Here is a 22907-nt window from a genome sequence, read left to right on the forward strand (position 1 = left end):
CATATCAATTTAATAGTTTAATTTTAGGCGTAAAGAACAGGGCGGTCAATAGTCCATGTCATTTTATCTAACATAAAAAAGCGAAACCAATTTTATCTGGTTTCGCTTTTAAATTAAAAACTAATCTTCGTTTTTATCTCGTTTAAAACTCATTGGTTGATATGTTAACCGAATGGCAGCTGGTAACAGGATTGGCAAGATGATTACTAAGATAATTAAACCAATGATAACCCCGATGGCAACCTGAATCAGTGTCAAAATTCCTGATGGAATCAGTGCGGCAAACGTACCACCTAAAATCACAGCAGCAGATAATACCACTACTCCAATATAGTTGGCCGAATTAACGATTCGTTTCGCAGGCGTTCCGTCTTTGGTTTCTCGGTACCTCATCATCAAGAAGATACTGTAATCAACCCCCAACGCGATCAACATGATAAAGGTAAAGAACGGCGTGTTCCAAGTCAACATGCTCTGTCCGAGGAAAATATCCGAGAAGATCCGTGTCAACGTCAATGAAGTGAAGTACGTCAAAATTAATGTTCCTTCAATGTAAAGTGGTTGTAAAATTGAACGAGTTACAAACATCAGTGCAATCAGGATTCCGACTAACATGATGACAGCCGTTCTGAAGAAGTCTTGTGAGGCAATATCATGGGTGTCAGACATGGTTGCTGTCTCTCCCCCAATTGCAACGGTTGCATCATTTAAACTAGTTCCCTTCAGTGACTGTTTAACTTGATTTTGAACGTCCTTAACCAAGTTCATCGACTTAGCGTTTGATGGGTTATCTTTTAAGACAAAAGTGATGCTTGTAATCTTGTCATTAGAAGAAACGTAGTTGTTTAAGGCTTGCTTGAAAGTATCACTTTGAAGTACCTGATTAGGAATGTAGAACGTGTTCGCAGCCGCAGCTGAGTTCTGTAAACCGGTCAAGTATTCATTTGACTGTTGCATTCCCTTATTAATCTTACTTAGGCCATCATTTGCTTGCGACAATTGGGCTTGGACCCCTTGCAACTGTTGCCCCATCGCCTGAGCATTTGCACCAATGTTTTGAGTATCTGAGGCAATCCCGGCCAATTCATTTTGAAGACCTGACATAGAAGCGGCCTGTTGCATTTGTACCTTGGAACTAACACTTTGAAGGCCACTAGCAACAATTTGTAACTGTTGAGGACTCATTGGTGACCCCATAGCGGTGGCTTGTTGTTGCATCTGGGCGATGACTTGCTGACCGGAAGTTTGACCAGGAGCGGTACTTGCTCCACTAGCGCCTTGAATGGTCTTTAAATGATCTCCAATTGATTGTGCCGAAGCCCCAATTGCCTTTAGTTGATCAGCATTAAATGAACCACTGTTAGCCCCACTCTGAAGTTGGGTTAGACCAGCATTAGCCTGTTGCATCTTGCTGTTCAAAGTCCCCAGCTGATCGTTTAAGTAGAGTTGGTTAATTGGTTCACCACTTGGTTGGGTGACCGAAGCAACCGTCTTAATTTCCTTATTTTTCTCCAATTGACGAGTAATCCGATCAATTTCCATCATTGACTTCTCGTTATTGACCTTGTGTTTGGATTGAATATAAATCGTTGACGGTTCAGCAGTTCCCTTTGAGAAATGCTTGGATACCGTATTTAATCCTTGTTTTGAAGGCAATGAATTACTTAATTCAACCGAATTATCGTAGTTCAAGCTGCTCTTTCCCGCAAAGAAAATCAACGGCAAAGTCAAAACTAGAACTAAGGCAATCGCCATCACCGGATGTGCAACTGAATGACTGGACAAGAAGTACCAGATTCGACTACCCCGTTTCTTTGGTGACAGATTTTTAGCGGGCCAGTACATGGTCTTACCAAGGAGTGCCATAAAGAACGGATTTAATGAGAGAAGTACCAGTAATAGTACCACCACTCCGATGGCAACTGCCACTCCAGACTGGTAAATTGAGAACTTGGCCAGTCCAAGGGCAAAGAAACCAATTAGGACCGAACCACCACTGTAAAGAATGGTCTTACCTGCTCGTCTTCTGGCATCGACCGTCGCCTCAACTTTGTCCATTCCTTGTCCCAGATTATCCTTAAACCGGTCATACAGCAGGATATTGTAGTCAGTCCCAATTCCAAACAGCACTACCACCATAAAGACCTGGGTAAAGTTTGAGAGTGGAAAGCCCATATACTTCGCCAAATTCATGACGACACTCAAAGAGACAATGAAAGAAACTCCCACGGTCAAAAGTGAAATCAACGGAACGATTGGAGATTTAAAGACAATGATCAACACAATCAAAATAAAGACTGCCGCAATGATTTCGGTTTGCTTGATGCCGTCGATCATTGACTGCCGCATGTCGTCATCTAAGACATCGGATCCCGTCACGTACGACTTCAAGTTCGCCGTTTTCGCACCCTTTTTGAGTTTGTTGTTCATCGTTTCAACCGAGTCCTTTTTCGAAACATTCAGTTGAACTAATTCGGTCGTACCGTCCTTTGAAATCAGTTGTTTCTTGGCGGCGGCATTCTCGTTTGCTGAGGTAACACCCTTAATTCCATAGTAATCGGCATCATTTTTTAGCTTCGAAACGGTTCGATCAATGTTAGCCTGTTTACTAGCATTAATGCGTTTATTGCCGTTGTTATATACCAGTACAACTTGTCTGGTATCGCTAATATGATGGCCCCAATGCTTTTGAATATTTTCAGCAACCTGACTCTGCATGTTAGCTGGAATCTTAGTCTGTCCATGTTGTGCAGTTACCTGTGAAATGCTGGGCAAAAAGAAAATGGCAGCTAAAACAGCAAGAACCCAAAATATCGCAAAAAATATGTATTTTTTGACGAACCTATTCATCAAACTCCTCCTCAATGCTTAATATTTTACTTAAAACATTAATTCATTCATAACGCTTCCAATTATACAAAATTGATCACAAACAAGCAATCCGCCAAAAGCAGTTCAATCAAAAAAGCACCAACCGATTAGTCAGTGCTGAAGTGATGCTTTTCTGGGTCTGATTGCCAGGATAAAAACGGTACTCAAGACCAAAATGCCACCAATGATTTCATAGATATTGAAACTGGTATGTAAGAAAACCACGGTTCCAATCGTTGCCGACAAAGGTTCAAAAGTATCGAGTAGACCGGCAGTCGTAGCGGACACGTACCTTAAACTCGATGTGAAGCATAGAAATGACAACATTGTGCCAAAAAGCACAATGAAGGCCACTCCCAAAATGCCACCAAGAGAAAGCTTGGGAACATTCACCCAAAAGGGATGAACGCAGGTGAAGATCACTCCGCCAACGATCATTGCCCATCCAATGATGACAAACGTGCTGAACTTTTCCTGGAGTTTGACCGGCAGCATGGTCTGAAGCGCGCCAGCAAAGGCCAGGCAGAGGCCAAGCGTAAACGCTTTAGGACTCATTGCGAGATGGGTCAAATCTCCCTTTGTTACCAGTAACCACGTTCCAAGTAGGGCTACCACTACAGCGACACCCTGCTGAATCGTTGGTGCTTTTTTGTACACAATCACCGTCAAAATCATAATGATGACCGTTCCAAGGCTCTGCATGATAGTTGAAGTTGCCGCATTACTGGCTCTCGTTGTCAGTAAGTATAGGTACTGAACGGCCGATAAACCAAAAATCGCATAACAGAGCAGGATGACCCAGCTATATCCGGTGTGCCAAATCTTTAAAATCCTATTTCTTTGAACAAACTTTGTAAATAAAAGAATTAAGATGCCGGCAACCGACATCTTAACTCCCATTAACCATTCCGTTGAAAAATTCTTATCTTGAAACAAGAACTGCGAAACAGGTCCTTGAATTCCCCACATGATGGCTCCAGCAATTGCTAGGATGACACCAATGTAAGTTTTACTTTTCTTCAATATTTGTGCCCCATTTACTTATCTTCGTAACCATTTGGATGCTTAGTCTTCCAGGTCCAAGCGGTTTTAATGATTTCTTCAACGTTATCAAACTGTGGTTTCCAACCAAGAACTTCTCTCGCCTTGTCAGAGTTAGCAATCAAGGTATCAGGATCGCCACCACGTCTTGCGTCAATTTCAACCGGAATCTTCTTACCAGTAACCTTTCGAGCGGCATCAACGATCTGTTTATTGGAAAAACCAGTTGATGAACCGAGGTTAAAGATGTTACTTGGATTACCCTTTTCCAGATACTTCATGGCTAAAATATGAGCGTCCGCTAAATCAAGGACGTGCACGTAATCACGAACGTTGGTCCCGTCTGGCGTGTCATAATCATCCCCAAAAATCTTCATGGTATCCTGCTGACCTGCGGCAACCTTTAAGACGATGGGAATTAAATGGGTTTCTGGATGATGATCCTCCCCAATGGAACCGTCTTCCTTGGCTCCAGCAGCGTTAAAGTATCTAAGAGCAACAAACTTAATGCCGTAAGCTTCATCAACCCACTTCATAATGTGCTCCATGATTAACTTGCTTTCACCATAAGGGTTGATGGGGTCTTTTCGATCCTTTTCATAGATTGGAATTCGCTCTGGATTACCGTAGGTCGCAGCGGTGGAAGAAAAGACCAAGTACTTAATCCCAGCTTTCTTCATTGACTCCAACAGCTTAATCATCCCAATCACGTTGTTATCAAAATACTTCAAAGGATCCTTCATTGATTCGGGAACCAGTGAGAAAGCATCCATGTGGATTACAGCATCGATATTTTCCTTAGCGAAAACGTCATCCAAAAAGTCAGAATCACGAGTATCCCCCTCATAAAACTTTGCTTTAGGATTAACGGCCTTGCGGTGTCCCGTTGACAAATTATCAACCACTACAACATCGTAACCTTTATTAATTAATTGATCGACCATGTGTGAGCCAATGTATCCAGCTCCTCCAGCAACTAATACAGCCATCTTAATTACCTCCTATTTATCTAATAAATCATCATATTGAGTATTTTTTTCGAAAAATTTAACGGCAAAGGAACAAACTGGTTTGATTAAATCATGGTTTTCTTTGGCGTAATCAATCATTACCATAATTAACTTTCCAGCTAAACCCTGGCCACGATAACTGGGGTTCACAAATGTTTCGTTAATGGAGACTATTCCATTATCTTCAGTAAAAGTAACTTCAGCAATTAAATCACCATGGACATCGTTAGCATAGAAACGGCCTGGTTCATAATCAAATTTCATTTGTCTCACCACCTTAGCGTAAGTATATCACAGTCTTGACATCAATATAAAGGCGCTTACATTGACGGAGTGTCGGACTTTAATTATAATCCATATTAGAAGTTACAATTCAAACTATTCGACGTGGAAAAATTATTTCCAGGAGGAAAATTATGAGTGCAACAGATACTAAACAAGAATATGATAACTGGGTTTCTCAAGAAGATATGCCGGCAGAATTAAAAATCGATTTGGCCAAAATGAGAAACGATTCGGAACAAATTGAAGACGCTTTTGGGTCATCACTTTCATTTGGAACGGCCGGAATGCGTGGAACGCTCGGTGCTGGAACGAACCGGATGAACGTTTATACCGTTAGACAAGCCACTGAGGGTCTCGCCCAATTGATGGACACCCTTGATCCTGAGGTAAAAAAGCGTGGGGTTGTTATTAGTTTTGATCCCCGATACAACTCGCAACTCTTTGCTCACGAAGCGGCTCGGGTACTTGGTGCTCACGGCATCAAGACGTTTGTTTTTGATGACATTCGCCCAACTCCGGAACTTTCATTTGCTGTGCGTCACTTACACACTTACGCCGGAATCATGATTACCGCTAGTCACAATCCAAAACAATACAATGGTTACAAAATTTACGGTGAAGATGGTGGCCAAATGCCACCCAAAGAATCCGATCTAATAACTACTTACATCCGCAAGGTCAACGACCTCTTTAAAATTCCAGTTTCAGAGGAAAAGGACCTTAGAAAGGATGGGCTCATGAGTATCGTTGGTGAAAACGTCGACGTTCCTTATCTAGAAGCAGTTCAAACGGTCAACGTGAACCATGACCTGATTAATAAGGTAGGAAAAGACCTGAAGTTTGTCTACACCCCCCTTCATGGAACTGGTAAAATTGTTGCTAGACGGGCACTCTCAGACGCTGGGTTCAAGAACTACGACGCGGTTGTTGAACAAACCATCGCCGACCCTGAATTTCCTACTACACCATTTCCTAATCCAGAATTCCCGCAAACCTTCGATCTTGCCATCAAATTGGGTAAAAAAGAAGATGCGGACGTTCTGATTGCGACCGACCCTGACGCTGACCGTTTGGGAGCTGCCGTTAGACAACCCGATGGTGAGTACAAACTGATGACTGGAAACCAAATTGCCAGTGTTCTTTTAAATTATATTCTTCAAGCCAAAAAAGACGCTGGTACCCTTCCAAAGGATGGAGTAGTGGTCAAATCAATCGTTTCAACTGAACTTGCTACCGATATTGCCAAGAATTACGGGATCGAGATGAAGAACGTCCTAACCGGCTTCAAGTTTATTGCGGAACAAATCAAAAACTTTGAACAAAATCACGATCACACCTTCCTCTTTGGATTTGAAGAAAGCTACGGTTATCTTATCAAACCGTTTGTAAGAGATAAGGACGCCATTCAGTCGACCCTACTGCTTGCTGAAGTTGCTGCCTACTACCGGGAAAAAGGGATGACCCTGTACGACGGCCTTCAGGATATCTACAAGAAGTACGGTTACTTTAGAGAAAAGACCATCTCCAAGGAATTCGATGGTCTAGAGGGTAAATCCAAGATGGCCGCAATCATGACAGACTTTAGAGACCATCCCATGACAACATTCAACGGCGCCAAGGTAATTAAGCTTGAAGACTTCCAGACTTCCACCACCACGATGGCTGACGGTTCAACCCAAAAGATTGAGTTACCACAATCGAACGTTTTAAAGTATTGGCTTGATGATGGGACTTGGCTTGCAATTCGTCCTTCTGGAACTGAACCCAAGATCAAGTTTTACATCGGTGTTAAAGCTGATACAGCAAAGGCAGCTGATCAAAAACTCGAGAGCTACACTCAAGCCGTTGACGATGAACTATTAAATAAATAATTTTAAGCAAACAAAAAACTGGACTCGTTTGAGTCCAGTTTTTTGATACTTTCATTTAGTTACTGGTTCATCAGCATTAACAAGTGCGACCGTGTACACTTTTTCAACCTTAAATTCCTTAATGGCCTTCTCACTACGCCAGAACATCTGGATCGCAGCATGACCAGTTGTTCCCTGGCGCATATCACGCCGCATTCCCGTAACATAATCAGAAACATACGTAATCATCTTAATCAACTGCGCAATTAAGGAGGCCAACTTTGATTTTTTGGGTGCGTCCATTCTCTTTAACAATTTAATCGAATAAGCGCATTTTTCAAGCAAGTTATCGTCATTGACTAGGTCACCAATCGCAAACGCAAATGAATTCTCAACGGTGTAACCATCACCACGATAATGAACTAACCCGGAGTTATCTTTAAAACTATTAACAACCGTTTCAAGGTATTTTCCTTCGTTATCAATGAATTGAACGTTATCGGCCAGTTTCGAATCCGAAAGGCTCGGGGTCTCCTTATCCGTCAAATTACTAAACCAACTTTTTAAGCTCAAATTGCCAACCCCTTTCTGATGTTTGGTTTGTGAATTATTACTTTCATTATATCATTAGCTGTAAGCGCTTACCAATAGTAACTTTCTCTCGGTAAAATCATTGGTTTGTTAATTCCTGCTTACATAACCAATTAACAATGATGTATCATTATTATCATAATGATAAATTAAGGAGTGAATCACATGAAAATTGGAGTATTAGGCGCCGGCCATATGGGCAGCGCCATCATTAAAGGACTTGTCAACAAATATAACGCGAGTGACATTTTAGTAAAGGGACATCACGTAACCAACGAGCTCAAAAACTTCTCAAAAGACCTTGGCTTCACAATTGTCACCGATGATTTTCCAAGTGACTTAAACGTCCTATTTGTAACAACTCCCGCACCAATCACAGTGGCAGTGCTGAAGAACACCAAATTGCCAGACCAAACTGTGATCGTTTCAGCGGCCCAGGGGGTTAGTGAACAAGCCATTAATGACGTGCACCAAAACAACTCAGTGGTTTGTATCGTACCTAACATCCCGGTTGCCGTGAACGCCGGTTGCATCGCCGTTGGTAAATCTAAGAATGCTAATGAAGCAGACGTTAAGTCGGCTTTAGACGTTGTAACTAACCTAGGAACGCTCATTAAGACCAGTAACCAAAACCTTGGCATCGTGGGAACGGTTGCTGGATGTGGCCCAGCTTTTGTCGACGTCTTCATGGACGCCTTAGCTGACGCCGCCGTTCAAAATGGCCTTGACCGTGAGACCGCCTTTAAGGTCGCTGCAAGTATGGTTCAAGGCAGTGGCAAATTAGCACTCGATACTGGCATTTCACCGGCAACTTTGAAAGACCAAGTTACCTCACCTGGTGGTTCTACCATTCGTGGGGTGGTTGCTTTAGACGCCACCGGCTTTAGAAATGCCGTCAACAAGGCGGTTAACGACGCCAACAAATAAAATACGGTAATGGAGGAAATTATTTGGATTCAAAAGTAAGCTTAAAAACCAAAATCGCGATCCTCGCCACCGCGTTACTATCATTTTGTGGAATTCTATTAGAAACTTCAATGAACGTTACGTTTCCAGAACTCTCACAAATTTTTCACATTTCGTTAAACTTAGTTCAGTGGATTTCAACTGGATACCTACTAGTCGTTACCATTACCATGGCAACGACAGCATACCTCCTAAAGAAATTCCCACTAAAAAACATTTTCGTCTTTGCGGTCACCGCGTTTATCCTTGGTGATATTTTGTGTGCGGTCGCACCCAACTTCTGGCTCCTATTAGTCGGACGACTAATTCAAGCAGCTGCCACCGGAATCTCACTTCCGATGATGTATCAAATCATTTTTGCTGAAGTACCCCGACCAAAAATCGGCTTTTATACTGGAATTGCTTCAATGGTTATCTCACTAGCTCCCGCACTGGGACCAACTTACGGGGGAACGCTATCATCACTACTTTCATGGCGTTACATCTTCATCGTGGCTTTCCCAATCGTCCTAGTTACCCTGTTTATCGGACTTAAGAGCATTGATCTTAAAGCTCCGGGAATCTCCAAACGATTTGATTTCGTTAGCTTTGCCCTCTTGATCGTGACCCTATTCTCATTTGTTTGGGGTGCTAACCAGTTTGGCGTCAAGGGTGCAACGTTTATGAGTGGCCTCATTCCCATCGTCATTGGATTAATCACCCTGGTCTTATTTATCTACCTCAATGGTCACGGTGATTCACAGCTAATGTCGCTTCATCCCCTCAAGATCCCTACGGTTTCACTGAACGCCGTGAACTACTTCTTATTGATGTTCATTAACATCGGGGCGTCATTTGTAATTCCAATTTACGCTGAGACGGTCCTTCATACCAGTGCCATGGTTGCTGGACTGATCCTGCTTCCAGGTTCAATCATTGGTGGACTCATTTCGCCATTTGCGGGAGGCGCTTATGACCGGTTCGGAGCCTTTAAACCAATCATGATTGGGATGGTTCTTCTCTCAATCGCCACGCTCTTGTTTAGTTCCATGACGGCGGCCTTCACGGTTATCGTGTTGACGCTGTTATTCGCACTTTTACGAATTGGATTTAACTGCGCGTTCTCCTGTACCATTACCAACGCTCAAGAAACCGCTCCACAATCTGATTCAGCCGACGTGAACTCGTTATTTAACATGCTCCAACAATACGCTGGTTCAATCGGTACTAGTGTCCTGGCAACGATCTACGCCTTTAACCAGAATCAGGCTCACAGTGCTGCCCAATACGTCTCAAAGACGGTCATGGGTGGTCACATGGACTTCTTACTCCTGTTCGTACTGGCCGTTTTCGGCTTAATCCTTGCACTAGTTAACTGGACCATTCAAAGAAAGCACCTCGCAAAAAATGCATAACAATCAAGCAATTAAGAAACTTGCTCCCAACCTTCACCATTTAACTACGGAACAGGAACAATTAATTAATCAAATCGAACAATTTATTAATCAACGAATCGATCAAAAACAACCGTCCGTTTTCACGATCTTTGGAGATGCCGGTACGGGTAAAAGTGTCATTTTGAGTCAACTCTTTTTCAACCTTCAACAAGCCGCAAAGAAAAAAGGCAAGCTTCATGACACTAAGAACTACTTCTTAGTTAACCATCCAGAAATTTTGAAGGTTTACAAACAAATTGCTGGATCCGAAGATAATGTTTTAAAAAAGAACTTTATGCGTCCTACCTCATTTATTAACCAAATGCACAAGCGAAACGAACGTGCTGACGTTGTGATTGTTGATGAGGCCCATTTACTACTGTCTTCACCGGACCATTACAATAATTTCTACCAGGAAAACCAGTTAGAAGAAATCATTAAGTCAAGCAAGGTCGTCATTGCCATCTTTGACATGAATCAGGTACTACGAACCAAGTGTTACTGGGACAAGCAACGTTTAAACAAACTACTTGAACCCTACTATCACGAAAGTTATCAACTGACCCATCAGTTTCGCATGACCGCTAAACCAGACCTAGTTCACTGGATCAACGAATTTACGAGAGGCTAGTTGCTGCCAATCCCCAAGGACGCCGATACTGGTTACGACTTTCAAATCTTTGATGACGCTGAAAAAATGCGCCAAGCGATTGTGAAGAAAAACCATGAGGTGGGCTTATCCCGAATTGTTTCGACCACCGGCTATCCATCAACTTTAGATGGCGGAAAACATTACATCAAAGAGCTTGGCGGTTTCAAAATGCCGTGGGATCAGTACAATTACACCAGTACCCCGTGGGCGGAAATTCCCCAGACCATCAATGAGGTTGGTTCCATTTACACCTGTCAGGGATTTGATTTGAACTACGTTGGCATTATTTTAGGGCCACCAATCTATCTTGACCCTAAAGACCATCGCGTAAAGGTTGACTTAAAAAAGCAAACCGATGTTGAAAGCAAAAAACACCGAAAAGACATCACGGATCCAAAAAAATTTGCACAAATAAGGCGGCAAATCATCCTGAACTCCGTGAATGTGTTGATGAAGCGCGGCGTCTTTGGGACTTTCATCTTTGCTCACGACCCGAAGCTTAGAGAAGCATTGATGAAATCATTTCAAAAGATCAACCACTAAGTAAGTTCCATTTTAAAGATAATTAAGCTAAAAGGCCCCATAATGTTCGTATTTTGGGGTCTTTTTGGTTGTTCTGATAAAAAGATTTACTTTTGTGTAACAAAATGTGCCATCAGTGCTAGTAATTTCCTTTCAATGCGTATAATCTAGTCATAACCCCAAAATACATTTTTTGGAGCTTATGATAAGGAGGACAATTTAATGGGATCAATCATTCAATTCAAAGACGTAGAAAAGTACTACGGCAAATTTCACGCGTTAACCAACATTAACCTTGATATTCACGAAGGTGAAAACGTTGTGTTAATCGGACCATCTGGATCGGGTAAATCAACTTTACTTAGAACCATTAATGGACTAGAGACCATTCAACAGGGACAACTCATTGTTGACGGCAAAGATCTGTCAAGCAACAAAACCAACCTTAATAAACTTAGAACTGACGTTGGGATGGTCTTTCAACATTTCAACCTTTACAACAACAAAACCATCACCGAAAACATCACGTTGGCTCCACGAATCGTCTTAAAACGTCCTCAAGCTGAAAACGAAAAGGTAGCAAAAAAACTACTTGAACGAGTTAACCTACCGGAACAAGGAGCCAAATACCCAGCTCAATTATCTGGTGGTCAACAACAACGAATTGCTATTGCTCGCTCCCTAGCAATGAATCCTAAGGTGTTGCTGTTTGACGAACCAACCTCTGCCCTTGATCCCGAGATGGTCGGAAGTGTGTTAGACATCATGCAAGACATTGCTAACACATCGGACATGACGACCCTCGTTGTTACTCACGAAATGGGCTTTGCCAGATCCGTTGCTGATCGCGTTATTTTCATGGCTGACGGGAAAATCTTGGAAAACTCTAAAACCGACGAATTCTTCGATCACCCTAAGACCGAACGAGCTCGCAAGTTCTTATCACAAGTTGAACATAAATAAAAAGTGAGGTAGATTCCATGAGTAAATTTAAGTTAAAACGAGTGGGTTTGATTGCCTCCGTCATCCTAATTGTCATAATCATTGGCGGCATTTTCACCGGACTTGAGGCTAAGAAACATCAATCGGTCGCAACCAATGACTACGCCAGAATCAAGGACAGCCACGTCATGCACTGGGGAGTTAAGGGTGATACCAGACTGTTTGGCTTAATCAGTCCCAAGACCGGTCAAAGTGAAGGATTTGATGTCGACATGGCACGCGCCGTCACCGCCCAAATGGCCAAGGACGCCGGAACGAAAATCAAGCCCGAATTCACTTCGGTCACCACTAACTCTAAAATCCAATTACTAAAAAACAATCAGGTTGAAGCAGTAGCCGCAACAATGACCATCACACCCGAGAGAGCCAAAGTGATTGACTTTACCAAACCGTATTTTCCAGCTGGCCAATCAATTCTGGTTAAAAAAGATTCCCCAATTAAGGACATTTCTCAGTTAAACAATCCTAAATACACTGTTATCACGACGATTGGAACCACTGCGATTCAAACCATGAAACAGTTTGCTCCCAAGGCGAAGGTCATCTCGATGCCAGATAACTCCCAGGCCTTAAGTGCTCTTGAATCTGGTCAGGGAGTGGCCGTGACTACCGATAACGCCATTCTATATGGTCTAGCTGATCAAAATCGTTCCACCAAGGTTGTTGGAAAACCATTCACTAATCAACCCTACGGACTAGCAATGAACAAGCACCAACCTGAACTGAAGGCCGCCATGGATAAAGCTTTAGAACAAGTCATTTCCGACGGAACTTACAACAAGTTGATTAAGAAATGGTTCTCAAACGTGCCTGGATTAGATTGGAGGAGTCTTGAAAAATGATAAATATCTTTCTTGAAAATTGGAAAACTCTTCTAGACGGCTTCTGGATTACCATCCTATCCTCAATCATTGGATTAGTTGGATCACTAGTCTTGGGGACCATCTTTGCCCTTCTAGAAATGGCTCCAAATAAATTACTTAAATTCATCGGAAGTGCGTTTGTCGAATTCTTTAGAAACATCCCACTTCTGGTCATCACCTTATTCTTCTACGTGGTGGTCGCCGCTGATTTTCACATTTCTGGATTTTGGTCTGGGACCATTGGATTAATCCTCTATACGTCTGCGTTTATCGCTGAGTGTATTAGAGGTGGCGTTGATTCAGTTGATCCGGGCCAGATGGAAGGTGCCAGAGCGAACGGATTAACGTACACTCAGGCTATGATTCAAGTGGTCTTACCCCAGGGATTCAAACTGGCGATCCCATCACTTGGAAACCAGTTCATTAACCTGGTTAAAAACTCATCAATTCTGTCATTTGTGGCCGGATTCGATTTGATGTACCAGGCCAACGTTATCTCTGGTGAAAATCTTGACCCATTTAACACCTACATCATCGTTGGAATTTTGTACCTCATCATCACCGTCTCCGTTTCCAAATGCATGAGCGTGATTGAGCGCAAAGTGAACGGAGGTGTCACACAATGAGTGGAGCATTTAGTTTAATTAACATGCACTATTTACTGGGTGGTCTAGTCGTTACCATTCTGGTATCAGTGATTTCAATTATTATTAGTTTTATCCTAGGAACTCTAATCGGAATTATCCTATTTGAAAAAGTTCCCTACTTTACCAAAACGGTTCGTTTCATTTCCAACACCATCAGAAATCTTCCTTTACTGCTTCTTATCTTCTTCACCTTCTTCGCTTTACCAAAGTTAGGGGTGGAGTTGAATTCCTTTGCGGCCACGGTCGTTGCCATGTCGGTCTTTGAAGCCAGCATGGTTGGTGAGATTATCCGTGGTGGCTTACTCTCAGTTGGAGTTGACCAGGCTGAAGGTGCCCTTTCAACCGGGATGAATAAGGCCCAAACGTTATGGCACATCCTGTTGCCACAGGCCCTAAAGAAGTCCATTCCACCACTGATTTCCCAATTCATTTCACTAGTTAAGGATACTTCGTTAGCAACCGCCATTGTCCTTCCAGAACTAACCTTTAGGTCTCAGGTCATCTACGGTCAGAACCCTAATTACATGATCCCGATGTTTGTCACGATTGCCATCATGTACTTCATTATTAACTACGGACTCTCCTTACTTGCAAAATGGTTTGACAAAAGAATGGTCTAGCCTGCACAAATTGCTTCCCTTTCCCTTGATTTTGAGCTACATTGGATGAGGGCATATGGGAGGTTAATGCATGTTGACAAACAAAATTAAAATCACAGCAACAATGACGAGTAAGAATCAAATTACGATTCCAAAAACCGTCCGTGACATTCTCAATCTTAAGCAAAACGACCAACTAGAATTTACAATTCAAAAAGATGGTTCGGTAACAATGGCACCTAAAGAATCCTTTGAAGGGTTTTGGAAAATCGTTGAAGATCAGGAAAAGAAATACGGTAACGTCAGCAGTTCGGAACAAGATTGGGGTCCTGATCAGGGGTCGGAGGTTATCGATTAATGAATTATAAACAAGGTGAGATTTACTTCGTTAATCTTGAACCGGCACTTGGCACCGAAACCAAGAAAAAACGTCCGTGTCTGGTGGTTAGTAATAATCACTATAATCATCTAATGAACACGGTGATTGTAATTCCAATCAGTTCTTCCGCTAAGTACTTAGAAGAAAAGAAGTACGTGAAATCACCACTATACTTTCAGGTTAATAACAAAAACGTTCATGGGACTGCCATGCTTCAGCACGTCCGAACCGTGGACATGGAAGTTCGAAGTGAAACCAAGTTGGTCGCAAAGTTAGACGATCGGGACATGCGGAAAATTACTAATAACATTAAACAGTTCTTTTAGAAGATACGAAAAGAGGTCACACCTTCGTGTGACCTCTTTTTTATATGGATCCCCTTTCTGGTCAATTGACTAGAAAAGAAGACACTGAGCTTCATTGCATGATAACGACTCCACAAAAGTCACATGCAATTGGATAACTCTAATGCAATTTCATTTTTATTATAGCAATCAATTCGTCAATTTAGAATAAACCATGTTTTTTATTTATTCTAAATGATATAAAAAGCGGCGGACAACCTGTCTACTGCTTTCTTGTATTAATAAGTCATATGCAGATGGCATAGGTTGCAAAAATAAATATATGGCTCAATTTTATTTTCGGATAAATAATTGTTCCAACAACATTTGGCCTACATCATTTAATGAAATGATTGTTTCTCATGAATTTAATCGATAATCTTAAATAAAGACATTTAAGTAATTAATTAAGGAGAGCAACAATCATGAAAACCAAAGAACTTGTTTATGACGCACTATTTGCCGCAATCGTCGTTGTCTTAGGCCTCTTTCCACCGCTGACACTGCCGTTTATCCCAGTTCCAATTACGCTACAAAGTATGGGCATCATGCTTCAGGGAAGTTTTCTAGGTAAGAAAAACGGCTTTCTAAGTGCCCTACTGGTAGTTATCCTGGTCTTAATTGGACTGCCAGTCCTTTCAGGTGGACGTGGCGGTTTAGGAATTTTAGCGGGACCGACCGGTGGTTACTTCATCATTTGGCCCATTGCCGCCTTTCTTATTGGCTTCCTAGTTGAAAAATTGTGGAAGAAGATTAATTTCTGGAAGTACTTCATTGCTAATGTCATCGGTGGTGTGATTTTAATCGACGTTTTTGGGGCCATGTACCTCTCAGTGATTGCCCACATGTCAGTAACGGCCTCACTAGTTTCAAACTTAGCCTTCATCCCTGGTGATATCATCAAAGCCGTGATCGTTAGTTTAATCTGTGCTTCCACCAAGAAAATTAGTCTGGTGTCACAACTCAAACATGAATAATTTTATCTTTGGCACATACGCAAACAATCATTCCTTCATGCAGCAATTAGATCCGCGAACCAAGCTCATTTTCATTACGCTCATCACGATCACTTTCATGTGGTCAACCACGACCATTCAAATTGGAATCGGTGCTTTAGGACTAATTGGACTGTATCACTTGGCACACATCAAGGTAAGCATGGCACTTAGTTCCATCAAACCCATTTTATTCATTTTAGTGTTTATTTTAATTTATCATGGAATTTTTCCAACCAATCACGATTTGGATATAAATCAGATGAACGTGGGTGGTTGGCTTTATGGAAGCAAGCTTTGCGTTAAAATCATTCTCCTACTTCTAGTGGCCGCCCTTTTATCGTTTACGACCAGTCCATCCGATTTATCGCAGGCAATCTCGCGACTACTGAGACCATTAACTTATCTGCAGCTCCCTATATCTCAGTTTTCGTTAATGATTACTCTAACCCTGCAGTTTATTCCCATCATTTTGGGTGAATTAAACGATCTGAAAGTTGCCCAAATCAGTCGTGGAGTTGACTTTACTTCATCAAAAATGACCAAGAAAATCAAGCTCCACGTTCAACTCATTATTCCACTGTTGTACGCGGTCACAAACCACGCTAATAAGCTAGCCAATACTTTAGATGCCCGTGGTTACACGCCTAAATCCCAATCAACTAGATATCACGAAACCCAGTTTAGTATGCGAGATACTATCTTTGACGGCTGTGTCATCATCTACTTAGCTTTAATTCTTGCTTTAAGGTCATTTTAAAACTATCTTGAATCATCTTTTGGACCTGTTTTGAATCAACTTCACCAAGCACAACCGTAATCCAGTGCTCCTTGTTCATGTGATAAGCCGGTAAATATCCCTTAGACTGTTTCAAAAGTCCGGCAACATCTGGATCAACTTTCACGTCTAAGACATCGATCTCATCAGTCCCGTTTAATCCTAACTTATTTTGAGGCACGTTCATGACCAAGCCAAACCACTTCTGGTCATCTTTGTGACGAAAAGCCAAGTACTTCGGATATTCTTTAAAAGGTCGATCTGGTTCAACATCAAACTTCTTTTTAATGTATTCAACGACATCATCACGATTATTCATTTTAATTCCCTAATCCATTCTTGACCTGATATTCATGACTAAATTCAGAAACAGCTTTCATAGCGTTCATCACATCTATTGGAGTTACCGATACTGGCAAATTGGCCATGGTATCCTTTGGATCACATGCTTGAGTGGCTGCCTTCATTAACTCTTCATCACTAGCGTCCCCTAACTTCAGATCCGCTAACGTCGTTGGAAGGCCAAATTCAAGATCAAATTTCAAATACTTCTCAAATTGACGGTGATCAGAACCAGTCAGAACCAACTCACATAGGGTTCCAAAGGCGACCTTCTGTCCGTGAGATAACTGGTCAATCTCACCACTTAAAGCCGTAAAACCATTATAAATGGCGTGAGCAGCTGCTAATCCACCACTTTCAAAACCAATTCCACTAAGAAGCGTGTTGGCTTCAGCGACTTTATCAAGTTCGGAAGTAGCCGATCCAACCACGTTTGAAGCCACTGCTAAACTGCCATATTTAAACAACGTTTGTTCACACATTTGTCCAATCGCTTCGCCAGCAAGGGTGGATTTTCCACCTAGCATGTTCGTCCCGTTCGACTTGCGGGTATCTGTCGCCTCAATGTTAGTCGCCATGGCATCAGCCATTCCTGAAATCAGAAACTTGACTGGTGCCTGACTAATCACCTTGGTATCAAGAATCACCATGTCGGGATTCTTCTTATAAAAACGATAGTGGTCAAATTGACCGCTGTCAGTGTAAATTACCGATAACCGCGAACATGGCGCATCCGTCGAGGCAATCGTTGGGGCAATCACTACGGTTGTGTTCAAGTTGTCAGCAATCGCTTTGGCACTATCGGACACCTTGCCACCGCCCAGACCAATGACAATGTCATCATCGTTATTTTGCCCAATCTTAGTGACCCGATCAATCTCACTTTCAGATGATTCCCCGGCAAAATCAACGACGGTTACGTCAAAGTCATGTTGTTTCAAGTAATCAGCAAAGTCATTTCCAACCATTCTTAGTGCCGTCCCACTTGATAGAAGTAGCACCTTTTTCCCAAACTTACCAATTCGGTCCGCACTGTTCATTAATACATCTGAACCTTGGACATAATTACTAGGACTTGCATATAATTCAACCATTTTTTACTCCTCCTTTAAACTGTCATAATTATATTATTCACAAATTAAGAAGTAAACCATTTGAAAAAGGCATAAAAAAAGCCGAGACGCTTGTCCCGACTTTTTAGACTTGTTCATCTAAACTATTAAAATACTCAACCTTGATATCTTTATCAGTAATAATCAGCTTAGTGATACTACCGTTCTTAGCTGGTTCACCAATATCCAACGCTGGATTATACCGATCAACAATGGAGCGAATGGTCATCCCATGAGAAACGATCAGGATCTTGTCACCATCCTTGGTGTTTTTTCGGATTCGATCAATTCCACGGTCAACTCGCTTCCAAAACGTCTTGTTGTCCTCCGCATTATTGTACAAATCGGCTCTGGCAATCAAATCACGAGCCTTTTCAAGACCAAAGTTTTTGAGCACCCCGGCTTCAGAAGTCGTCTTGACCTGTTCACCAACAAATTGCCACATCTGCTCCAAGTTTTCACCCTCAAAGTAGCCGTGGAACTGTTCCCGTAATTCGGGGAACTGATAACTAATGATGTTAATGTTATTGTTGTTGGCTTGCAAAATATGGTGGGCGGTTTGAATGGCTCGACCAGAATCACTACTAAAGGCCGCATCAAAATTGATGTCCTTCAATCGTTCACCAGCGTTATCGGCGTCCTCAAGTCCCTTTTTGGTCAAGGGTGAATCAATCCAACCTTGTACCTTGTTATAAAGATTCATATAGGTTTGTCCGTGTCGTACTAAGTATGCAGTTACTTTCATAATTTATTACCTCACTCGTTTCCTTAACTCTAACCCAATTATAACAAAAAACATTCCCAAAGTATTTTTGGGAATGCTAATTTCTATTTATTTCGTTTTCGGTAGAATAGCCACTCGCAGAATGCCCCCAAAATTCCAACTAGGGTCAAAAGCAATCCCAGGATTAATCCTGGAGTGCGGTAATGGAAGTGAAGGGTGTGTTTACCGGGCTTTAATTTTACCCCAGTAAGGCCGTCAGCAACCATCAAAGTCTTGACTTTCTTACCATTCTCAGTCACGTGCCATCCCTTGTCATAAGGAATACTCAATAAGAGCACGTTGCGCTTTGAACTCGTCTTAACGTGACCAGTGAAATCGGCTCCTGAAAGTTTCAGGTTCTCAGGATGATCCACTCTCAGCTTGTATGGCTGAGTTTCGTCAACAAATTGATTGAAAGCCACACCGTCTAAGCCAGAGAAGCTCTTTAATAGACTCTTCTCCTTCAAACTATTAGAAGAAATAATCTTAACCGTAAATTTCTGTCCTTTATCAAAATGACCTAACTTAACGTTTTCAGTCCCGATCATCCGGTATCTTTCAGGAATCTTCTTGCCATTCACAAAGATTTTATCCTTGTAGAGGTTGGCCTGACTCAGATACATGTATTGGTTACCGGAAATAACCGGATTAACCGTCAAATTATACTTGTATCCGTCCACCGTATCCATTTGTCTAGTATCGTATGGATCAACCGTCTGATAACGGTACTTACCAGAATTATTAACGGTAACCTGAGCCTTATGCATGAACTTCTTCTTGGTTCCGGACTCGTCTCGAACGAAACGATTCAGGTTCTTAAAAACATGACCCTTGTTTAGTTTGGTCTTAACAATCCGATCAGAAACCGCATAGCCCAGTCCACTATAGCGTTCATTCTTTTTATTGATCGTCTGACCATTTTTCAAAATGGTTAACCGATTAGTAACTCCAAGTAGTTGGTCGGTAATCGGCGAACTACCAATCACGCTAACCCGGCGCACGTTTCTTGACGATAATCCCAGATTAGAAAGGACTGCTTGAGTATGCATGTTTAAAGTGGAACTATAGCCACTTACCCCACGGTAATTAAAGATAATCCCATCATTATACTGGTTGTAATCCTGATCAAAGATCCCACTGTACAGTTGATTATTCACGTCATTACGATGGAACGTCGTTTGATTCTTCTTATTATCAACTTTTTGGTCAATAATGCCTTTAGACTGGTTATAGGCATTTTCAAATTTTTTCTGATTCCCAAACATTGCAGGAGCATTCCTAAACGCATCAATCCGTCGTCCCTGAAGTGAGAGATAGAGGTTAACTCCCATCTCAACACACAGGACTGCGAAAAGCAGGTACCAAATCTTTTTGCCGTAGCGATTCGTTGCCATTAACAACAACGTGGTTATTAAGACAAAGATTAAGGCGTAGATCAAATGAGAATTTCCAGCAATAAGTTGAATGCCATACTGATGCATGTGGTTAAATAAGGCAAACAAATCGCCACAACCATAACCAATTACTAACAGGAAGGAAACGATTAAACCAGCGTTTTTAACAACTCGATTGTCCTTAAACGCTCCGTTAATGTAAGCTTCATAGGCAAACATGATGGTCACAAAACCGAACATGAAGGCTTCTCGATACGGGAATCCAGCTGGATTTTGGAACATGTGCCAAATAGTGTTAAAAGTGGTAATCCACATCCCGACGAAAATTGCCCCAACTAGCCAGAATGAAGCGTGTTTCTGTCGTTTCGTAATCTTCTTCGATAACCAAAACACCAGGAGGCCCATGATGAAGATCGTGCCCACAAAGATACTGGGATCATGGGACAAACGACCCATAAAATTATTGGCTCCCACCCCAAGATTAACAAAAACAGCAGGACTAAACCTTGGATAAGGCAGAAAGTCCCAGATCTTGAATAATCCCTTACTGGTTGAAAGCATCCCCACAATTGATGGAATCAACATGAAACACGACAACAGGGCGGCAATGATCGAACTAACGACGTACTTACACGTCATGGAACCATGAACCTTTAAGTAATGCCAAAACCCAGTTTTAGCTGGACGGTTCAAAAAGACGAGGTAGACAAAATAGATCAAAGAGTAAATACACAACATATAGCCCATGTAGTAATTCATGATAATGATGGCCGTCAAAGCGACGACGTATCCGCCCCATTTCCCCTTATAAAACAGTCGTTCAATTCCAAGGGTTAAAAGCGGTAGAATCATTAAAGCCTCAAGCCACATGAAATCATAGAAGTAGAGGGCAACGTAACCACTCAAACTGTATGCTACGGCAGCCATGATTTGCATCATGTCCTGTCTGTGATACTTCACCTTCAAAAAGAAGGCCATTGACCAACCAATTAGTCCGATCTTAATCAAAATGATGATTGAGATCAGAATTGGCATGTGAACCACACTGAACCATGAAACCAATAAGTTCAGAGGACTCATTAAATAGTAAGTGTAGATCGGAACAGTATTATCACCAATCGAGACCAAAAACGAGTATGCACTAAAGGTATGATGGAGCATTTGATCACGAAGTAACTTAAAAAATGGCATGTACTGCGTGAGCAAATCACTGATAAGTAGATTATGGTTACCAAATGGTGTTATTCCGTAAATTGCGAAGACGATGGAAGCCACTACGACCGGAATGATAAATGCGGCCGCGTAGTATTTCCAAACATGCATTTTCTTTTTCATAGCTAAAAAATCCCTCGATATTAATATTTGTAAAATTATGTAACCACAGTTCATTGTATTATATTTTTGTGACGTAACCTAACAAATGTGACAATTCTTTAGGAATAATTTGTTAGTTCAATCATTTAACGCTAGCGTCTTTGACAAAACCAGCTAGCCTTCATAACTAGGATACGTCAATTATTCCAATTAACTTCCCTTAAAGTTAAATATCTCCCTAAATTACGTCATTTAACATTTCAATGGTGGTTTATTTCTTAAATTTTGGTAAAATGAATTTAAGCTTAGGCTAATAAATAAAAAGGAGTGTTCATATGTTTAGTAAAACAAAGGGCTTTGACCCGTTTTCACTGGTTATCGGAATCCTGAGTGTGATCTTATCACTCTTCATTTTGAAGAATCCATTGAACTCATTTAAGGCATTAGTTTTCGTCATTGCCATCCTGTCAATCGTTGAAGGGATCTTCAAGATTGCTGAAATTTCTCAACTAGACAAATCATTAGGGATGTCACCAGTTTGGCTTGTCATTAACGGTGTGCTTGATATCATCATTGGTATCTTGATCTTCTTAGACCCTGCCGTTGGTGGAATCTACATCTGGTTGATGTTATCAATCTGGTTCATCATCGATTCATTGTTTGAACTATGGTACAGTCGATTTGCCGAAAGAAACCACAAGGGTTACTTCTGGTTTGAAGTCATTCTTGGTATTATTGGCTTGATCTTAGGAATTGTTCTATTATTCCAACCAGCCATGGCAATGTCAGTTGCATTATTCTTAGTGGCATTTTACTTCATGTTCTTTGGAATTTTGTTAATTGTTCGTTCATTCTAATCAAAAATAAAAGATCGCGGATTCGCGATCTTTTTTTGTACCATTAATTATTTGCGATCCTTATTTGGTTCTTCAGGACGGTCACTACGTTCGATGTGTTTATGAATTTCCTTCCCATCGGTTGAACGGTTTTCATGGCCACGATCCTTTTTGTGATCGTCTTTTTCTAACTTATGCAATAAGTTCTTTTCTTGTTTTTCACTAGGTCTTCTGTCACTCATACTAAACCCTCCTCTTCTGTTTATACGTTCCCATTATATCATTATCATCGTGGCTTTCATAAAGAATCATTTCCAAAAATGGTTTAATTGCCTT

Annotated in this window: 22 protein-coding genes and 1 pseudogene; 13 read left to right on the forward strand and 10 right to left on the reverse strand. The window is 41.5% G+C overall.

What is annotated here, in order from left to right; all coding sequences use genetic code 11:
- Nucleotides 1–120: 120 nt before the first annotated feature.
- The 4 genes from AC6UD6_RS01250 to AC6UD6_RS01265 all read right to left on the reverse strand — a co-directional run bounded on the left by AC6UD6_RS01250 (nt 121) and on the right by AC6UD6_RS01265 (nt 5186).
- On the reverse strand, nt 121–2850 hold the full coding sequence (locus AC6UD6_RS01250; protein ID WP_500695370.1) for an MMPL family transporter: 2730 nt from the start codon (nt 2848–2850) through the stop codon (nt 121–123).
- A gap of 132 nt (nt 2851–2982) precedes the next feature.
- Complete coding sequence (locus AC6UD6_RS01255) at nt 2983–3894, reverse strand: DMT family transporter (protein ID WP_500695371.1); 912 nt, start codon at nt 3892–3894, stop codon at nt 2983–2985.
- A 14-nt stretch (nt 3895–3908) separates the two neighbouring features.
- Nucleotides 3909–4901, reverse strand: coding sequence for a UDP-glucose 4-epimerase GalE (galE, locus tag AC6UD6_RS01260; RefSeq protein WP_500693389.1), 993 nt, complete (start codon nt 4899–4901; stop codon nt 3909–3911).
- A gap of 12 nt (nt 4902–4913) precedes the next feature.
- Complete coding sequence (locus tag AC6UD6_RS01265; protein WP_500693388.1) at nt 4914–5186, reverse strand: GNAT family N-acetyltransferase; 273 nt, start codon at nt 5184–5186, stop codon at nt 4914–4916.
- A 152-nt stretch (nt 5187–5338) separates the two neighbouring features.
- Between AC6UD6_RS01265 and AC6UD6_RS01270 the strand changes: the two genes are divergently transcribed.
- On the forward strand, nt 5339–7078 hold the full coding sequence (locus AC6UD6_RS01270) for a phospho-sugar mutase (protein WP_500695372.1): 1740 nt from the start codon (nt 5339–5341) through the stop codon (nt 7076–7078).
- 51 nt (nt 7079–7129) lie between these two features.
- Here AC6UD6_RS01270 and AC6UD6_RS01275 read toward each other — a convergent pair whose 3' ends face one another.
- Nucleotides 7130–7630: a hypothetical protein gene (locus tag AC6UD6_RS01275; RefSeq protein WP_500693386.1), complete on the reverse strand. Its 501-nt coding sequence runs from the start codon at nt 7628–7630 to the stop codon at nt 7130–7132.
- Between the two features lie 183 nt (nt 7631–7813).
- Between AC6UD6_RS01275 and AC6UD6_RS01280 the strand changes: the two genes are divergently transcribed.
- The 11 genes and pseudogenes from AC6UD6_RS01280 to AC6UD6_RS01330 all read left to right on the forward strand — a co-directional run bounded on the left by AC6UD6_RS01280 (nt 7814) and on the right by AC6UD6_RS01330 (nt 16792).
- Nucleotides 7814–8575: a pyrroline-5-carboxylate reductase family protein gene (locus tag AC6UD6_RS01280; RefSeq protein WP_500695373.1), complete on the forward strand. Its 762-nt coding sequence runs from the start codon at nt 7814–7816 to the stop codon at nt 8573–8575.
- Between the two features lie 23 nt (nt 8576–8598).
- A complete protein-coding gene (locus AC6UD6_RS01285) occupies nt 8599–10008 on the forward strand; it encodes an MFS transporter (protein ID WP_500695374.1) in 1410 nt (469 codons plus the stop codon).
- Nucleotides 10001–11224 (forward strand): annotated as a pseudogene (locus AC6UD6_RS01290) (DUF2075 domain-containing protein). Before AC6UD6_RS01285 ends, AC6UD6_RS01290 begins: the two are co-directional and overlap by 8 nt.
- Nucleotides 11225–11425: 201 nt before the next feature.
- Nucleotides 11426–12166 (forward strand): amino acid ABC transporter ATP-binding protein, encoded by a 741-nt coding sequence (locus AC6UD6_RS01295; RefSeq protein ID WP_500695375.1) that lies wholly within the window; start codon nt 11426–11428, stop codon nt 12164–12166.
- 17 nt (nt 12167–12183) lie between these two features.
- Entirely contained in the window at nt 12184–13047 is an 864-nt protein-coding gene (locus AC6UD6_RS01300; RefSeq protein WP_500695376.1) for a transporter substrate-binding domain-containing protein, read from the forward strand.
- Nucleotides 13044–13694, forward strand: a complete 651-nt coding sequence (locus tag AC6UD6_RS01305; RefSeq protein ID WP_500693380.1) for an amino acid ABC transporter permease — start codon at nt 13044–13046, stop codon at nt 13692–13694. The genes AC6UD6_RS01300 and AC6UD6_RS01305 overlap by 4 nt, the downstream gene beginning before the upstream one ends.
- Nucleotides 13691–14335 carry an amino acid ABC transporter permease gene (locus AC6UD6_RS01310; protein ID WP_500693379.1) on the forward strand — a complete coding sequence of 215 codons (645 nt, stop codon included), beginning with the start codon at nt 13691–13693 and terminating at the stop codon, nt 14333–14335. The genes AC6UD6_RS01305 and AC6UD6_RS01310 overlap by 4 nt, the downstream gene beginning before the upstream one ends.
- A gap of 70 nt (nt 14336–14405) precedes the next feature.
- The gene (locus AC6UD6_RS01315; RefSeq protein ID WP_500693378.1) at nt 14406–14672 is read left to right on the forward strand and encodes an AbrB/MazE/SpoVT family DNA-binding domain-containing protein; all 267 of its coding nucleotides are present in this window, start codon (nt 14406–14408) and stop codon (nt 14670–14672) included.
- Nucleotides 14672–15019 carry a type II toxin-antitoxin system PemK/MazF family toxin gene (locus AC6UD6_RS01320; protein ID WP_500693377.1) on the forward strand — a complete coding sequence of 116 codons (348 nt, stop codon included), beginning with the start codon at nt 14672–14674 and terminating at the stop codon, nt 15017–15019. The genes AC6UD6_RS01315 and AC6UD6_RS01320 overlap by 1 nt, the downstream gene beginning before the upstream one ends.
- 443 nt (nt 15020–15462) lie before the next feature.
- Entirely contained in the window at nt 15463–16014 is a 552-nt protein-coding gene (locus tag AC6UD6_RS01325) for a biotin transporter BioY (RefSeq protein ID WP_500695377.1), read from the forward strand.
- A complete protein-coding gene (locus AC6UD6_RS01330) occupies nt 16007–16792 on the forward strand; it encodes an energy-coupling factor transporter transmembrane component T family protein (protein ID WP_500695378.1) in 786 nt (261 codons plus the stop codon). The genes AC6UD6_RS01325 and AC6UD6_RS01330 overlap by 8 nt, the downstream gene beginning before the upstream one ends.
- Here the strand turns inward: AC6UD6_RS01330 and AC6UD6_RS01335 are convergent.
- The 4 genes from AC6UD6_RS01335 to AC6UD6_RS01350 form a co-directional block, all read right to left on the reverse strand.
- Nucleotides 16752–17129, reverse strand: a complete 378-nt coding sequence (locus AC6UD6_RS01335) for an MmcQ/YjbR family DNA-binding protein (protein WP_500695379.1) — start codon at nt 17127–17129, stop codon at nt 16752–16754. The genes AC6UD6_RS01330 and AC6UD6_RS01335 overlap by 41 nt on opposite strands.
- Nucleotide 17130: 1 nt before the next feature.
- The gene (locus tag AC6UD6_RS01340) at nt 17131–18246 is read right to left on the reverse strand and encodes a glycerol dehydrogenase (RefSeq protein ID WP_500695380.1); all 1116 of its coding nucleotides are present in this window, start codon (nt 18244–18246) and stop codon (nt 17131–17133) included.
- Nucleotides 18247–18349: 103 nt separating this feature from the next.
- Nucleotides 18350–19009: a histidine phosphatase family protein gene (locus AC6UD6_RS01345; protein ID WP_500693372.1), complete on the reverse strand. Its 660-nt coding sequence runs from the start codon at nt 19007–19009 to the stop codon at nt 18350–18352.
- An 83-nt stretch (nt 19010–19092) separates the two neighbouring features.
- Nucleotides 19093–21756, reverse strand: coding sequence for a YfhO family protein (locus tag AC6UD6_RS01350; protein ID WP_500695381.1), 2664 nt, complete (start codon nt 21754–21756; stop codon nt 19093–19095).
- Between the two features lie 314 nt (nt 21757–22070).
- Here AC6UD6_RS01350 and AC6UD6_RS01355 point away from each other — a divergent pair, with 314 nt between their 5' ends.
- Nucleotides 22071–22592, forward strand: coding sequence for an HdeD family acid-resistance protein (locus AC6UD6_RS01355; RefSeq protein ID WP_500693370.1), 522 nt, complete (start codon nt 22071–22073; stop codon nt 22590–22592).
- Between the two features lie 47 nt (nt 22593–22639).
- Here AC6UD6_RS01355 and AC6UD6_RS01360 read toward each other — a convergent pair whose 3' ends face one another.
- Entirely contained in the window at nt 22640–22813 is a 174-nt protein-coding gene (locus AC6UD6_RS01360; RefSeq protein ID WP_500693369.1) for a hypothetical protein, read from the reverse strand.
- Between the last annotated feature and the right edge of the window lie 94 nt (nt 22814–22907).

It is taken from the genome of Fructilactobacillus sp. X8R2C1 (assembly GCF_059900955.1).